Source organism: Allorhizobium sonneratiae (assembly GCF_023700755.1).
Classification (GTDB): Bacteria; Pseudomonadota; Alphaproteobacteria; order Rhizobiales; family Rhizobiaceae; genus Allorhizobium; species Allorhizobium sonneratiae.
In genome coordinates, this window is the sequence record NZ_JAMKOJ010000002.1 from 200,262 (window position 1) to 217,050 (window position 16,789).

The window sequence follows — 16,789 nt, forward strand, 5'->3', positions numbered from 1 at the left end:
CTGTCTATACTAGAGCATGGTCCCGACAAAAGTGTGAAACAGTTTTCCCGGGACAATCCACTAGTCCTTGCGAAACAGAAGGCTCGCGCCCCAGCCGGTGATCACGGCAAAGAGCACGGCAAGACAGCCATAGGCGATGGGCGTGTGGTGGGCAGCGTCGGTGATCGCCTGTTCAAGGCCGGTTTTCACCACGGTGAGTGCGAGTTGCCGCTCGCTGACAAGGCTGCCATTGCGGAAGAGATAGGCATGCACCACATGGCCGCCAGCGGGAATATTGGCGGGCAGCCGGAGGCTGGCCTGAAACAGATTGGCGCTGACGAAGCGCACGCCTTCCTTGTTCGTCTGGCTCTGATAGAGACCGTTTGCTCTTTGCTGGCGCAGGAAGGCGGCACGGAAGGCCCGGATATCAAGGGCGGTGTCGAAGGAATGGGTCGGGTTCAGCGGCAGATCGTCAATGCCGACGCCAAGGCGGGCGCGCTCTGCCGCACTGGTAATGTCGCCGATCGGCCGCGTACTGGCAATGGAATAGGAAAGCGGCACGCGTGCAAAGGTCAGAAGCTCCCGATTGATCCAGATGCCGAAGACGCGCGCCTTGCGCCGCACGGTAACATCCTTTTCCGGCCCTTCGAGGGTAACGGCGACATCATAGCCATGGGTGGACAATACAGCCGTATCGACATCATTGATCACGCCGAAAATCGTGAGGTCCGCGCCGCGAAAATCCGGCGTGATGGCGATTTCGCGGGTGGAAATGCCGATTTCCAGCTTTTCCGGCACAGGTGTGGGTGCTTTTTGCTGTGCCTGCTGGGCATAAGCAATGCCGATGCCCATAAGCCAGACAAGACAGAACCCGGCGAGACGGTGCATCATCCTCCCGCCCCCGCAACAACAATCGAAAAGGGATCGGCAGGTGTGTTGACAAGATCGATGAAGAGCCGGATGCCGACGGCCAGGATCAACAGCCCGAGCAGCGCGCGCAATTGCTCGCCGCGCAGCTTCTGTCCGACTCGCACGCCATATTGCGCCCCGATCACACCCGCCACCATCAGCAGCGACGCGAGCACCACATCGACGGAATAGTTGGCGCCTGCCTGGGCAATGGTGGTGAAGGCGCTGACGAAGATAATCTGGAAGAGCGACGTACCGACCACGACATTGGTCGGAATGCGCAGGATATAGATCATCGCCGGCACCAGAATGAAGCCGCCGCCAATGCCGAGCGGCGTCAACAACCCGATGGTAAAGCCGAGTGCCAGAAGCGGAATGACGCTGAGATAGATTTTCGATTTGCGAAACCGCATCTTCAGCGGCAGCCGCTGCACCCAGCCATGGCTGCCCGCCCGCCGTGGCGGTGACGCCGCCTGCCTTGCGCGCATCAGTGCCCGCACGCTTTCCCATAGCATCAGCGAACCGATGGAGCCGAGCAGCACCACATACAGCAGCGAGATGATCAGATCGATCTGGCCGAGTTTCTTCAACAGCACGAAGAGATACATGCCGAGCGAGGCACCGCAAAGGCCACCCGCCAGCAGCACCGAGCCGAGCTTGACATCAAGCGAACCACGACGGAAATGGCTGATCGCGCCAGACACCGAGGAGGCCACAACCTGATTGGCCCCGGTGGCGACGGCGACAATCGGCGGGATATTGTAAAAGATCAAAAGTGGCGTGATCAGAAAGCCGCCACCAACACCGAACATGCCCGAAAGAAAACCGACCGCCGCCCCCATGCCGAGAATGATGAAGACATTGACCGAAAGCTCGGCAATCGGAAGATACAGTGTCACGCGCCACCCCAGCGAAGGTCATTCAGGCATTGACCGGCCGGTCTCACCCGATCCTGTTCCTGCATAGTTTTCTTCTTAAATCGGTTAGGGTTTAAGGAGAAAATTATGCAGAAAATTTAGAGCATTGTTCCGAGAAAAGTGCATAGCGGTTTTCCGTCCGGAAATGCGTAAAAACAAAAGGTTAGAGCACTTCGGGTGAACCAGTGTTCACCCGAGGTATTCTATACACCGGAAGCTTATGACGTTTTTTTGAATTATGCGAGCCATTTGGCCGAAAAGCCGCGTCTCAGCGGTTTTTCGCCAAAAGCGCCTTGACCAGTTCGTTGGAGACCTTGCCGTCCGGCGTCAGGCCGACGCTCTTTTGAAAGTCCTTGATTGCCGCAACGGTGCGGGGGCCGAGCTTGCCATCCGGCTCGCCTGTCGGAAAACCGTTCCGGTTCAAGATCGCCTGAATGTTGCGGATGGCCTTTTCCATGTCGACGCTGCCGGTCTTGATGCCCTGACCCTGCCAGGCATCCGGCACATTGACCGTATTGGCGTCGGGGTCGAGCGGCAGCGCCTTCCACGTATCCACCATGGATTTCGCCTGCTGCAGCTCTTCCGGCTTCAGTGTGCGGCCCACCTCGTCGCGCTTGTCGGCGGCATCCTTGTCGCCACCCTTGTCGGCATTCTTCCGAGCCGCGAGTGCGAACCATTTATATGAGGCTTCGAGGTCCTGCTTCACGCCGGTGCCGCGGGCATAAAGAACGGCGAGATTATACTGGCTGTCATATATGCCGAGATTGGCCGCACGGGTGAACCATTCTGCCGCCTTGGCCATGTCCGGCTGTCCGGCCTCGCCAGAGGCGTAGAGCACGGCGAGATTGTGCATGGCGCTGGCATTTCCGGCGTCGGCGGCCTGCTGGTAAAGGCTTTTGGCCCGCGCGATGTCGCGAGGAACCCCGGTGCCTTTCTCATAAAGACCGGCCAGCCGGTATTTGGCCGGCACCAGCCCCTTGTCGGCGGCGCGCTGATACCAGATTGCGGCTTGGGCGAAATCGCTCGGCACGCCGCGCCCGTCGATATAGCGATTGGCAACCTCATACATGGCAGCCGGGTCGCCATGATGTGCAGCATCGGCCAGAGAGGCAGGCGTGATGGCGGCAGGAACATCGTAGGCAACCGTTGCCGCTGCCGGCTGGATGGCTGGAAGCTCATGGCTTTCCACCGGCTGGGTCGGAACCTGCGCTTGAGCGGGTGCAAGATTGGCTGCACGGCTTGCTCCATCAAGCGGCTGGCCGGTGAGTGCCGCACTCGGTCTGGGCTGGCCCGGTGTTGCTGAAACGGGTTGTTGCAGGCTTGGCGCCGTCTGGACACCCGGTGCCGGGGGCTTCGACACGGCCTCAACGGCGGCTGGGACCTTGCCGGTCTCGGCGCTTTGCTGCGCAGGTTTTGCCGTATCGACCTTCGCCTCCGCAGGTTTTGCTTTGGCTGGCATGTCGATTGCGGCGGCAGGCGGCTGAGCCGGTCCTGCGGTCAGCGCCTTGACCAGCGGCAAAGCCAAAGCGGCCAGAAGCAGCGCACCGACAGCCAGCAGGATCGGGCGGCGATAACGCTGAAAGGCCGATCCGACCCTGACTTCGCTGGCCAGCGGCATGCGTATGGTCTTGCCGCTGCGCTCGGTTTCCTGAGCGGCGGCCTGGGCGGCGCGGCGGGCGGCGGCAATGATATCCATCCGCTCTTCACCAGAGGCTGACGGGGCACTGCTCTTGCCACCTTCAATTTTCTTGCTGCCTTCGCCCTGTCTACCGTCGTTCTGGCCACCTTCACTCTGCTTGCGGGCACGCACCGTTTCCAGAATTTTGCGGACATCCGGTTTACCGGAGCCTGGCTCCAGCAGTTGGTTGGCCTCTTCCGGCGGCAGAATGTCAGCGGGATCGATCGATGGTGACGGATCAATCATCGGACGCTGTTTGTGAACGGCAGGGCTTTCAACGTTGGCCGTATTGCCTTTCAGCTTGCGCGCCAGACCAGCCAGCAGGCTCGGCTTGATATCCGGCACGGCCATGCCCGGCTTGAGCGTCTCCGGCGTGATGTCTGCCGTGGCGTCAGACACGGCAGGAGCTTCTGACAAAAGATCAGGCGTTTCCTGAAAGGCAGCCTCGATTTCCCGATGCGCGGCCTGAACCGGAGACGAGGACGCGCCTGCCTCGGGGCTCATGCGCGTGCGGGCCGGCTGAGCGGCTGTCTGGGCGCCTGTTTGAACTGTTGCCTGGGCGGCAGCACGCTTGTCCATCTGGTCCAGTTTTTCCGCGATCTGCACCAGAGTCTGGTGCAGAGCTTCGAAGGTGCGGTGGCTGCGCTCCTCACTGCCGCGGCTGATCTCTTCCAGATGGGTGAGATGGCCGGCGAGTGTCGCCAGCATATCGGCGGTTTCCGACGTATCGTGGCCGGATCTCGTTGCCGCCGTCTGGCGGCTGAAATTTTCCATCACCGTTTCGGCAGCATGCCGGGCAGCCTCGACGATATAGTCGTCGCTGGTGGCGACATAATCCTCAAGTGCGGCCATGCGGCCTTCCAGCCGACCCGCGTGCGCCCCTTCGCCAAGCGGCGTCGCACTGATCAGGGCGGAAAGATGGGCAATCTGCTGTTCCAGCCCGGCAAGGGCTACGGCATCAGCCTGCGGCAGGGCGGCGGCTTCATCCAGACGCGCGGCAATGGCGTGCAGCCGCTCATCCATGCGCGACAAAAGCCCGTCATCGATGCTCACAGGTACTGGAATGTCAATCTCGTCGATGCGCCGTCCAATCACGGAGATTTCTCGGGCAAGACGGTCGCCGAGACTGTCATGGTCGAGCGCATCGATCTTGCGCGACATATCGGACAGAACGCCGGTCAGTTCCGGTTGCAGACTGTTGGAGCGGCTTCGCTCCATCAGGGCAGAGAGCTCGTTCAGCCGCTCTTCCAAATTGTAAGCCGCCTGCTGGCTAGCCAGATCCTCGACCCGCTCCGACAGGGTCGCCATGCGCGCAGCAAGCTCACTCTCCCAGCCGCGATCGGCGGTCTGTTCGGAAATCAACTCCAGATGATGGGCAATCACCGCCATCCGCTCGTCAAGCCGCTCCAAAAGTGCCGGATCGGTTGCGGACTGATGGCCGTGGCGGCTTGAGGCGGCGATGGTCAAAGCCATCTCTTCCAGCCGCCGGTCAAGCGCTGCGAAATGATCGAGCACGGCCTGGCTGTTCGGCTCCAGATGCTGGCCGATATGTTCGAGCGCATGGGCAATGGCGATCAGCTTGTCTTCCAAAAGCCGCACGGACCGGGCATCGCCAATTGTCGCAAGCTTGCCGTTGATCTCGTCCAGCCGATAGGCGAGCTGCAGCAATTCCTGCTGAATGCGTTCCGGCGCTATGCTGTCGAACCGGGTCTCCAGCGCAAAAACGCGCTCATCCGTTTCGCTCTGGGCTTCCGGGCGGTTTGCCAAGGCATCGATCATGCCGCCCAGACGATCGATATCCTCTCGCAAGGCCTGGGTTTCCGGCACAGACTGACCGGCATTTTCCCGGTAAAGCCGCGCCATTGTGTCGCAAAGCCGATCGAAATCGGCTCTGAGGCTTTCTACACTGCCACTATCGGCTTTCAGGGCGTGAATATCGGCCTTCAGCGCCTTGGTTTCCTGAGAAAGAGTGGCTTTCAGATCGTCCCGCAAACTGTCAAGCGCGCGGTACAGATCGGCAAGCTGGCGCTCATCCGGCGCCGCAGAGGCCGCGTCTTGCGCAGCTGCAATGGAGGATGCTGCAGAGCCGGTCGAAAAGGCAAGTGCCGCGCCAGGCGCTTCACGCCTTGACTGCTCATTCCCCTCGGCAAAACGCGGGCGGGCGGCCTCAAGCGCTTTCTGACGTTCACGGATTTCGCTCAAAAGGTCGCGCGGTGCCGGGACAACCGGCTCCGGTGTCGGCGAGGATATGGCAGGCTCGACGGCACGTCCATTGTCTTTGGCGGTCTTCATCAGCCCTTCAATGCGCGCCTCAAGTCCCTCGATCGTACGGCTTAAAGCCTCGATCGACGAGAGTCCCGTATTTCGGGGTAAGGGAGACCGCTGTCCGTTCATGATGCAAGCCTGCTTCGTGGTTGAGGACAGTGACGATCTTGCAATGATACCGGATCAATTGAGGTGTCATGCAAGCGAACGCACTGAACAAATCATTCCGTTGGAGAATCGCCAAACGTGGTAAACAAGCCGTTAACACTATAAGGAATTTTTTAACCTTTTCGGGGAAATGGCGCAGTGGCGCCAACTTATGCAACCGCAAAGGGTGGTTCAGTCTGGCCTGATGAGCGAAACAGCCGGTGCGTTCACATTTTTGCATATTGACGTTTACGCGCACGTCAATATTTTATAGCGTGAAACTGGCCGGGGAGGCTCACGGCCTGAAGCTTGGAGGAAGACGCCATGCCCGTTTACAAGGCACCGGTTGCAGATACGCTGTTCGTGCTGAACGATGTGCTCGCCATTGACCGTTATAACAATCTGCCCGGCTTTGAGGAAGCCACGCCCGACATGGTCGAGGCCATCGTCACCGAGGCGGCAAAGCTTGCGGAAGAAGAGCTTTTCCCGCTCAATCTGTCCGGCGACCAGGAAGGCTGCACCCGTCACGATGACGCAACTGTCACCGTTCCGAAAGGGTTCAAGCAAGCCTATGACGCTTATTGTCAGGGTGGCTGGCTTGGGCTTTCCATTCCCGCCGAGTTTGGCGGTCAGGGCCTTCCTTATGTGCTGCATAGCGCTGTCGGTGAATATATGTCATCGGCCAATATGGCGCTGATGATGTATCCGGGGCTCACGCAAGGCGCCATTGCCGCCATTCTGGTGCATGGATCGGACGAACAGAAGCAGACCTATCTGCCGAAAATGGTGGAAGGTGTGTGGACCGGCACGATGAACCTGACGGAACCGCATTGCGGCACCGATCTCGGCCTCTTGCGCACCAAGGCCGTGCCGAATGGCGATGGCACCTATAAAATCTCCGGTCAGAAGATCTTCATCTCCGCCGGTGAACACACCATGTCGGACAATATCATCCATCTGGTGCTCGCCCGCATTGAAGGCGCGCCGGAAGGCACCAAGGGCATTTCTCTGTTCATCGTGCCGAAATTCCTCGTCAACGAGGACGGCTCCGTCGGTCAACGCAATGGCGTTTCCTGCGGCGCCATCGAGCACAAGATGGGCATTCACGGCAATGCCACCTGCGTGATGAATTACGACGAGGCCACCGGCTATCTGATCGGCGCGGAAAACAAGGGCCTGTCGGCCATGTTCGTCATGATGAATGAGGCCCGTCTCGGCGTTGGTCTTCAGGGCCTGTCGATTGCTGAAATCGCCTATCAGAACGCCGCCAATTATGCCCGCGAACGCATTCAGGGCCGCTCGATCTCCGGGGTCAAGGCGCCAGAGAAGAAGGCCGACCCGATTATTGTGCACCCGGATATCCGTCGCAATCTGATGACCATCCGCGCCTTCAACGAGGCGGGCCGTGCCTTCACGCTGTGGACGGCGCTGAAATCCGATATCGCCCATCGTTCTGGCGACGCAGCCGAAAAACAGGCAGCGGATGATCTTCTCGGCCTGATGACGCCGATCCTCAAGGGTGTGTTGACCGACAAGGGCTTCGATCATGCAGTGATGGCCCAGCAGGTCTATGGCGGCCATGGCTATATCGAGGAATGGGGCATGAGCCAGTATGTGCGCGATGCCCGCATTGCCATGATCTATGAGGGTGCCAATGGTATTCAGGCGCTCGACCTCGTCGGCCGCAAGCTCGGCATGAATGGCGGGCGTGCCGTGATGGCGCTGTTCAACGAGATCGGCACGTTCTGCGAAGAAAATCGCGGCGATGAAAAACTCTCCTTCTTTACCAAGCATCTGAAGAAGGGCTTGAACGATCTTCAGGCCGCAACCATGTGGTTCATGCAGAACGCCATGGCCAAGCCTGACAATGCCGGTGCCGGTTCCACCGACTACATGCATCTCTTCGGCATCGTCGTTCTGGGTTACATGTGGGCGAAGATGGCCAAGGCAGCAGAAGCAGCGCTGGAGAGCGGCACAGGCGATACGGATTTCTACAAGAACAAGCTGATTACCGGCCGGTTCTACATGGAAAAGGTCATGCCGGAGACGGCACTGCGCAAGACCCGCATCGAGGCGGGTGCCGACAGCCTGATGGAGCTGGCGGCGGAGGCATTTTGAGGCCTTGTTTCGGTGGCAGCCCCGTTATCCGGCTGCCATCACCGTCTCCCTGACCGGGAGAAGCGATATGCCGTAAGCTCTCGGAAACTCTGTTGGGTTGCGGAACTGGAATTATAGTTGGAGCGTGTCACCAGCGGCTTACCGTTCATAACCGCGAGGCTCGCCAAGGGAGAGAGATATGAGTGACGTCTATATTTACGATCACGTGCGCACGCCGCGCGGGCGTGGCAAGAAGGACGGTTCCCTGCATGAGGTGCCCTCCGTTCGCCTCGCCGCCAAGGCGCTGGAAGCGATCCGCGACCGCAACGGGCTGGACACGGCAACCGTCGATGACATCATCATGGGCTGCGTCGATCCGGTGATGGATGCCGGTGCGGTGATTGCCAAGGGGGCCGCCTTCGAGGCCGGTTACTCCACCAAAGCGCCGGGCATGCAGATTTCACGCTTCTGCGCCTCCGGTCTCGATGCCGTCAATTTCGCGGCGGGCAAGATCGCCCAAGGCGCTGACGACATCGTCATTGCCGGTGGCGTGGAAAGCATGTCGCGCGTCGGGCTCGGCATGTCGGGTGGCGCGTGGTTCATGGACCCTTCCGTCAACTTCCCGGCCTATTTCATGCCGCAGGGCGTGTCTGCCGATCTCATCGCCACGAAATACGGCTTCTCCCGTGACGACGTCGATGCCTATGCGGTGGAAAGCCAGAAGCGCGCGGCGCATGCCTGGCAGAACGGTTATTTCGACAAATCCGTCGTGCCGGTGAAGGACCAGAACGGGCTGACCATTCTCGACCGCGACGAGCATATGCGTCCCGGCACCGACATGCAGGCGCTGGCGCAGTTGCAGCCTTCCTTCCAGATGCCGGGCGAAATGGGTGGCTTCGAAGCCGTCGGCATCCAGGCGCATCCGGAAATCGAAAAGATCAATTACGTCCATCATGCCGGCAATTCCTCCGGCATCGTCGATGGTTCCGGCGTGGTTCTGCTCGGCTCCAAATCCGGTGGCGAGAGCATGGGGCTGAAACCCCGCGCCCGCATTCGCGCCTTTGCCAATATCGGTTCTGATCCGGCGCTCATGCTGACCGGCCCGGTTGATGTGACGGAAAAGCTTCTGAAAAAAACCGGTATGACGCTTGCCGACATCGACCTCTTTGAGCTGAACGAGGCCTTTGCCGCCGTGGTGCTGCGATTCATGCAGCATTTTGAGGTGTCCCACGATGTGATGAATGTCAATGGCGGCGCGATTGCCATGGGCCATCCGCTGGGTGCGACCGGGGCGATGATCCTCGGCACGGTGCTCGACGAGCTGGAGCGGCGTGACCTGAACACCGCGCTCGTCACGCTCTGCATCGGGGCTGGCATGGGCACGGCAACCGTGATTGAACGCGTCTGATCGGGGAGGAAAACCAATGACCTACAAGAATTTCACCGTCGAGACCGACGCAGACGGCATTGCGCTCGTCACCTGGAACATGCCGGACAAAAGCATGAATGTCTTCACCGTCGAGGTGATGGACGAGATTGAAAAGATCGTCGATGCCGTCGTGGCGGATGCTGCCGTCAAGGGCGTCGTTTTCACCTCGGGCAAATCCTCCTTCTCCGGCGGCGCGGACCTGACCATGATCCGCGGCATGTTTTCGCTGGTCGAGGACGAGCGGGTGAAAGACCCGGCCAATGCCGTGAAGAAACTCTTCGATGCCGCCGGCCGCATGAGCTGGCTGTGGCGCAAGATCGAAACCTGCGGCAAGCCCTGGGTTTCTGCCATCAACGGCACCTGCATGGGCGGCGCATTCGAGCTGTCGCTTGCCTGCCATGGCCGTGTGGCCTCCAATGCGAAATCGGTGAAGCTGGCGCTGCCGGAAGTCAAGGTCGGGATTTTTCCGGGCGCTGGCGGCACCCAGCGCGTGCCGCGTCTTGCCAATGCGCAGGACGCGCTGCAGATGATGACCACCGGCCAGACGCTGACCCCGCAACGCGCCAAGGCGATGAACCTCGTGCATCAGGTGGTTGAGCCGGATCAGCTGATCCCCGCCGCAAAACAGATGATCAAGGACGGGTTGAAGCCGGTTGCTCCCTGGGACGAAAAGGGCTTCAAAGCCCCCGGCGGCGGCATCTGGACGCCTGCGTCCGCCCAGCTCTGGCCGGCTGCATCGGCAATCCTGCGCCGCGAAACGGCTGGAAACTATCCGGGTGCGCTTGCCATTTTGAAATGCGTCTATGAAGGGCTGCAAGTGCCCTTCGACACGGCGCTGCGCATCGAGCAGCGCTATTTCACCGAGATCGTCCAGACGCGCGAAGCCTTCTCGATGATCCGCTCGCTGTTCATTTCCATGCAGGAACTGGGCAAGGGCGCACGTCGCCCGGCAGGCCAGCCGAAAAGCCAGATCAAAAAGGTCGGCGTCGTCGGCGCAGGCTTCATGGGTGCCTCCATTGCCTATGTCACCGCAGCCGCTGGCATTCCGGTGGTGCTGATCGACCGCGATCAGGAAGCCGCCGAGAAGGGACTTGGCGTCTCGCAGAAGCTGATCGCGGATGCGGTCGGTAAGGGCAGGATGACCAAGGAAGAGGGCGAAAAGCTGGTAAGCCTGATCACGCCGACGCCGGATTATGCCGCCCTTGCCGATGCCGATCTGGTCATCGAAGCCGTGTTCGAAGACCGCGACGTGAAGAAGGCCGTGATTGAAAAGGTCGAGGCCGTGCTGCCGGAAGGGGCGATTTTCGCCTCCAACACTTCGACGCTGCCGATCACAGGTCTTGCCAAGACGTCGAAACGCCCTGCTGATTTCATCGGCATCCACTTCTTCTCGCCGGTCGAAAAGATGATGCTGACGGAAGTGATCCTCGGCAAGGAGACCGGCGACAAGGCGCTGGCCGTGGCGCTGGATTATGTCGCTGCGATCAAGAAGACGCCGATCGTCGTCAACGACACCCGCGGCTTCTTCGTCAATCGCTGTGTGCTGCGCTATATGGCCGAAAGCTACGATATGCTGATTGAAGGCGTGCCGCCGGTGATGATCGAAAATGCGGCGAAATTTGCCGGCATGCCGGTCGGCCCGCTGTCGCTCAACGATGAAGTGGCGATTGATCTCTCCTACAAAATTCTCAAAGCCGCGATCGCCGATCTCGGCGAAAAGGCGGTCGATCCGCGCCATATGGAGCTGGTCGCCCGCATGGTCGAGACGGAAGAGCGCTTTGGCCGCAAGAACGGCAAGGGCTTCTACGATTATCCGGCCAAGCCCGCCAAGAAGTCGCTCTGGCCGGGTCTGAAGGATTTCTATCCGCAGAAGAAGGCGGAAGAGGTCGATGTGACGGTGTTGCAGCAACGCTTCCTGGCCACCATCGCACTGGAAGCGGCCCGCACCGTGGAAGAAGGCATCGTCACCGATCCGCGGGAAGCCGATGTCGGCTCCATCCTCGGCTTCGGCTTTGCGCCTTATACCGGCGGGGCTCTCTCCTATATCGACGGCATGGGCGTGAAGACCTTTGTGGAACTGTGCGAAAAGCTGGCCAAGGATTACGGCCCGCATTTTGCCCCCACATCCTTGCTCAAGGAGATGGCGGAAAAGGGTGAAACCTTCTATGGCCGGTTCGATCCGTATGGGGCAGCCCAGAAGGCGGCGTAAGGGGAAACAACCGCTTGCCCCAAAAACGCACGTCATCCTCGGGCTCGACCCGAGGATCTGCCTTGGGTGGAGAGCCTGTCATGGCTTTGAGGGAATGATGAGCCGCATGATGTCGTGAACTGATCTGGCTCTTTGTTCTGACGCATTTCCGGACGAAAGACCGCTAAGCACTTTTCGCGGGACAATGCTCTATAAAACACATGCTGCCGAAAGCCTTGGCGGCTCCTCGGGTCAAGCCCGAGGATGACGGGCGGGTGAGGAAACGTAATGGCCACCATCCGGGCCATCTTGTAGGGCCTGATCCGCTTGAGCACACAAGAGACTGGCGCAACAGAACAATCATGCCTATCTCTTGCAGCGTGTCTAAAGAAAACGCCGCCCTGTCGCTATTGCCGCCTGTCTTTCTCCGCTGGTTTGCCGAGAAAGGCTGGACACCGCGTGCCCATCAGATCGAGCTGCTCGAGCGTGCCATCCGTGGTGACAGCACGCTGCTGATCGCACCGACCGGGGCAGGCAAGACGCTGGCCGGATTTCTGCCGGCTCTGGTCGATCTTGTCCTGCGCAAAGAGGGAGCCGGGAGAAGCGGTCCCCACACGCTTTACATCTCGCCGCTCAAGGCGCTGGCGGTCGATATCGAGCGTAATCTGATGGCGCCGGTTGTGGAGATGGGGCTTTCGGTGACGGTCGAGACCCGCACCGGCGATACGCCGCAGGCCAAGCGCCAGCGGCAAAAGCGTAATCCGCCCGATATTCTTCTGACCACGCCGGAACAGCTGGCGCTTTTGATCGCCAGTCCCGATGCCGGGGTGTTTTTCAAGGGCTTGCGCTTTGTCGTCTTTGATGAGCTGCATTCGCTGGTCACCTCGAAGCGCGGTCATCTTCTGTCGCTGGGGCTTGCGCGGCTTCGCCGCCTGGCACCCGCCCTGCAAACCATCGGCCTCTCGGCCACCGTGGCCGATCCACCGCAATTGCAGCGCTGGCTGGTGGCGCAGACACCGCAAGAGGAGCGTCTGGCCGGTCTCGTCACCGTGTCAGGTGGTGCGCGGCCCGACATCACCATTTTGAAAACCCAGGAGCGCATTCCCTGGTCCGGCCATTCCGCCCGCTATGCCATGCCCGAGCTTTACGACACGCTGAAGCGGTTTCGCATGACGATCATTTTCGTCAACACCCGTTCGCAGGCGGAAATGCTGTTTCAGGAATTGTGGACGATCAATGACGACAATCTGCCGATTGCGCTGCATCACGGCTCGCTCGATGTCGCCCAGCGCCGCAAGGTCGAACAGGCCATGGCGGAAAGCCGCTTGCGTGCCGTGGTTGCCACCTCGACACTCGATCTCGGCATCGACTGGGGCGAGGTCGATCTCGTCGTTCATGTCGGCGCGCCAAAAGGGGCAAGCCGTCTGGCCCAGCGCATTGGCCGCGCCAATCACCGCATGGATGAGCCAAGCCGCGCCATTCTCATCCCCGCCAACCGGTTTGAGGTGATGGAATGTCAGGCAGCGCTCGACGCCAATTATCTCGGCGCACAGGACACAAGCCCGGTGGGCGAAGGGCCGATCGATGTGCTGGCCCAGCATATTCTCGGCATGGCCTGTGCCGGGGCCTTTGACGAGAACGACCTTTATGACGAAGTCACGTCGGTCACGGCTTACCAAAGCCTCAGTCGGGACGATTTTTCCCGCGTCATCGATTTCGTTGCCACCGGCGGCTATGCACTGAAAAGCTATGAGCGCTATGCCCGGATCAGGCAGCGAAAAGACGGTCTGTGGCGGGTCTCCAATCCGCAGGTGGCGCAGCAATACCGGCTCAATCTCGGCACGATCATCGAAGAGCCGATGCTGACGGTGCGGCTTGCCAAACGCAATCATTTGGGCTCTCTCGGGCGCGGCGGCATGGCGCTCGGTCAGGTGGAGGAGTATTTCGTCGAACAGCTCTCCCCGGGCGACACCTTTCTGTTTTCCGGCAAGGTGCTGCGCTTCGAGGGCCTGCGCGAAAGCGAATGCCTCACCTCCAATGCCTTTTCCCAGGACCCGAAAATTCCGGCCTATGCTGGCGGCAAGTTTCCGCTCTCCACCTTTCTTGCCGATCAGGTGCGCGCCATGCTGGACGATCCCGCCCGCCGGCAGGCGCTGCCGGAACAGGTGCGCGACTGGCTGGACATCCAGCAGCAGAAATCCGTGCTGCCCAGACGGGGCGAATTGCTGGTCGAATGCTTTCCCCGGGGCAAACGTTTTTACCTGATCGCCTATCCCTTTGAGGGGCGGCTGGCGCATCAGACGCTCGGCATGTTGCTGACGCGGCGGCTGGAGCGGCTGAAAGCCAGGCCCCTCGGCTTCGTCGCCACCGATTATGCGTTGGCCATCTGGGGGCTGGAGGATATGGGCGCGATGATTGCAGATGGGCGGTTGTCGCTTGCCTCTCTGTTCGAGGAGGACATGCTGGGCGACGATCTCGAAGCCTGGCTTGACGAGTCCTTCATGCTGAAACGCACCTTCCGCGCCGTGGCGATCATTGCAGGCCTGATCGAAAAGCGCCATCCGGGCAAAGAAAAAACCGGGCGGCAAGTGACTGTCTCCACCGACCTGATCTATGACGTGTTGCGAAGCCATGAGCCCGATCACATCCTGCTTCAGGCCACCCGCGCCGATGCGGCAAACGGCCTTTTGGACATTGCCCGGCTTGGCGCTATGCTGAGACGTATCAACGGTCATATCCGCTTTCAGCGCCTTGACCAGGTTTCGCCGCTGGCTGTTCCGGTCATGCTGGAAATCGGTCGTGAGCCGGTTTATGGCGAAGCCGAGGACACGGTTCTGGCCGAGGCGGCAGATGCTCTGCTGGCGGAGGCTTTGGTTTGAATGAAGAATGAACGGATGGCTTCATGTCTTTGCGGTTGAACCGTGACGAATGGAAGACGGTTTTGGACAGCCAATGCGAAACTGTGTTTTGTGGCCATGTCGCGATCTTCGATCTGAGCGGCGTACTTTATCTGCCCGATCTGGACGTGATGGCGGTTTCCGACATGCATCTGGAAAAAGGGGCTGCCTTTGCCCGGCGCGGCATGATGCTGCCACCTTACGATACGCTATCGACGCTCGACAAACTGGAGGGAGCGCTCCAGCACTATGATCCAAAGATTGTCGTCAGCCTTGGCGACAATTTTCATGACCGGATCGGCTCCGATCATCTGCCGGAGGTATTTCGCAGCCGTCTTGTGCAGATGATGCGGGGCCGCGAGGTGATCTGGGTCAATGGCAATCACGATCCCGATGGGGTGGTGGGCCTGCCGGGAATGAGCGCCGATGCTGTGTGCTTTGCCGGGCTGACCTTTCGCCATGAGCCTGAACAGGGCGCGGGCGAAGGTGAGATTGCCGGCCATCTCCATCCGGCTGCAACCGTGCGAAGACGTGACAAGGCGGTGCGTCGCCCCTGTTTTGCCTGTGATGGGACAAGGCTGATCATGCCCGCTTTCGGCGCTCTGACCGGCGGGCTCGATCTTGCGCATCGCGCCTTTTCCGGCCTGTTTCAGCGAAAGAGCCTGACGGCGCATCTTCTGGGAAAAGACCGGCTCTACAGCATTGCCTATGATCGCTTGAAGGCTTGATCCAGGTCATCGGCAACCGCGCCGGATAGCTGCTAAATGGCCTCATGAGACAGTTCTGGAGGCCGAGATGGACACGCTGAGCCTTGCATACGATCATGACCGGGCAGCGCAACTGCTCGAAGAGCTTCTCGCCCTGAAGGCGGCGGTGGTTGCCGATGCTTCGGAGACCGCCTTTCTGGCCAACGGGCCACAGGACGATCCCGGTCTTGCCAATCTCGCCTGTTATCTGGCGCTGCGCCGTCGCGATCTCCGCCTGTTGCAACGGCGGCTGATGGCGCTTGGCCTCTCCTCGCTCGGGCGGGCGGAAAGCCGGGTGCTGCCGACGCTGGATGCGGTGATTGCCGCGCTTGCTGCGATGTCAGGTGAGGTCTCGCCGGTGCCGACGCCATCGTCTGCGCGTTTCTTTGCCGGGGAGGAGCGGCTGGCGGACGCCGCCCTTGCACTTTTTGGACCGGCAACACTGACGCGCCATACCCGCATCATGGTAACGCTGCCGGGAGAGGCGGCCATCGGCTCCGGTCTGATCCTCGATCTTGCCCGTCAGGGCATGGATATCGCGCGGATCAATTGCGCCCATGACCGGCCTGAGGTATGGCGGGCGCTGGCTGCGGAGGTTCGCTCTGCCGGGCACAGTGTCGGGCGCGATCTCAAGGTGCTGATGGATATTGCCGGTCCGAAAATCCGCACGGAAGCCGTGCTGCCGGAAAAGAAGGCGGTTTTGCATTGCGGCGACCGGATCAGACTGGTGGCCACAGGTGCGCCGCGCATCGACGCCGATGCCTGTTTTTCCGCTGCCGTTTCGCTGCCGGACATCGTCACCCGGCTGAAAGCCGGTGACCGGTTGCGCTATGACGATGGCAAGCTGGAAGCGGTGGTCGAGACGGCTGGCGGCGGCGAAGCGCTGCTGCGTGTTGTGCGGGTGCGACAGGGTGGCGTCAAGCTCAAGCCGGAAAAAGGCATCAATCTTCCTGATACCGGGCTTGGTCTGTCGCCGCTGACGGTGAAGGATGAAGAGGATCTGGCCACGGTTGTCGATTGCGCCGACATGATCGGTTATTCTTTCGTCAGCCGCCCGGAGGATATCGATCTGCTCGATGCGGCGCTGGCACGGCTTGGCCGCGGCGACAAAACACTCGGCCTGATTGCCAAGGTGGAACAGCCGGAAGCCCTCGACAATCTTCCCGCCCTTATCGCCCGGGCCAAGCGGCGCGGGTCTTTTGGCGTGATGATCGCCCGCGGCGATCTGGCCGCCGAAATCGGTTTTGAGCGGCTGGCGGAAATGCAGGAGGAAATTCTCTGGATCTGCGAAGCCGCAGGCATTCCCTCCATCTGGGCCACTCAGGTTCTGGAGGACATGGTCAAGGACGGCATTCCCAGCCGTGGCGAGATGACCGATGCCGCCATGGCGGCAAGGGCCGAATGCGTCATGCTCAACAAGGGGCCAGCCATTGTCGAGGCTGTCACCATGCTGGCCAGCCTGCTCAACCGCATGGACCAGCATGTGTTCAAGAAAACACCCACATTGCGGGCGCTGAAATCCTGGTAAGCCATCCCG

Annotated in this window: 9 protein-coding genes; 6 read left to right on the forward strand and 3 right to left on the reverse strand. The window is 60.5% G+C overall.

Annotated features, from left to right (window positions below; translation table 11 throughout):
• Positions 1-60 precede the first annotated feature (60 nt).
• The 3 genes from NAC44_RS03940 to NAC44_RS03950 form a co-directional block, all read right to left on the reverse strand.
• Entirely contained in the window at positions 61-870 is an 810-nt protein-coding gene (locus NAC44_RS03940; RefSeq protein WP_250937976.1) for a TIGR02186 family protein, read from the reverse strand.
• Positions 867-1,787 (reverse strand): sulfite exporter TauE/SafE family protein, encoded by a 921-nt coding sequence (locus NAC44_RS03945; RefSeq protein WP_250937978.1) that lies wholly within the window; start codon positions 1,785-1,787, stop codon positions 867-869. The genes NAC44_RS03940 and NAC44_RS03945 overlap by 4 nt, the downstream gene beginning before the upstream one ends.
• 286 nt (positions 1,788-2,073) lie before the next feature.
• Positions 2,074-5,877, reverse strand: coding sequence for a peptidoglycan-binding protein (locus tag NAC44_RS03950; RefSeq protein ID WP_250937980.1), 3,804 nt, complete (start codon positions 5,875-5,877; stop codon positions 2,074-2,076).
• A 342-nt stretch (positions 5,878-6,219) separates the two neighbouring features.
• Here NAC44_RS03950 and NAC44_RS03955 point away from each other — a divergent pair, with 342 nt between their 5' ends.
• The 6 genes from NAC44_RS03955 to NAC44_RS03980 all read left to right on the forward strand — a co-directional run bounded on the left by NAC44_RS03955 (position 6,220) and on the right by NAC44_RS03980 (position 16,780).
• The gene (locus NAC44_RS03955; RefSeq protein WP_250937982.1) at positions 6,220-8,013 is read left to right on the forward strand and encodes an acyl-CoA dehydrogenase C-terminal domain-containing protein; all 1,794 of its coding nucleotides are present in this window, start codon (positions 6,220-6,222) and stop codon (positions 8,011-8,013) included.
• Positions 8,014-8,191: 178 nt separating this feature from the next.
• Positions 8,192-9,400 carry an acetyl-CoA C-acetyltransferase gene (locus tag NAC44_RS03960; protein WP_250937984.1) on the forward strand — a complete coding sequence of 403 codons (1,209 nt, stop codon included), beginning with the start codon at positions 8,192-8,194 and terminating at the stop codon, positions 9,398-9,400.
• Between the two features lie 16 nt (positions 9,401-9,416).
• The gene (locus tag NAC44_RS03965; RefSeq protein ID WP_250937986.1) at positions 9,417-11,630 is read left to right on the forward strand and encodes an FAD-dependent oxidoreductase; all 2,214 of its coding nucleotides are present in this window, start codon (positions 9,417-9,419) and stop codon (positions 11,628-11,630) included.
• Positions 11,631-11,971: 341 nt separating this feature from the next.
• On the forward strand, positions 11,972-14,488 hold the full coding sequence (locus NAC44_RS03970) for a ligase-associated DNA damage response DEXH box helicase (RefSeq protein WP_250937988.1): 2,517 nt from the start codon (positions 11,972-11,974) through the stop codon (positions 14,486-14,488).
• Between the two features lie 23 nt (positions 14,489-14,511).
• The gene (pdeM, locus tag NAC44_RS03975; protein ID WP_250937991.1) at positions 14,512-15,234 is read left to right on the forward strand and encodes a ligase-associated DNA damage response endonuclease PdeM; all 723 of its coding nucleotides are present in this window, start codon (positions 14,512-14,514) and stop codon (positions 15,232-15,234) included.
• A gap of 67 nt (positions 15,235-15,301) precedes the next feature.
• Positions 15,302-16,780 (forward strand): pyruvate kinase, encoded by a 1,479-nt coding sequence (locus tag NAC44_RS03980; protein WP_250937993.1) that lies wholly within the window; start codon positions 15,302-15,304, stop codon positions 16,778-16,780.
• Positions 16,781-16,789: the final 9 nt, after the last annotated feature.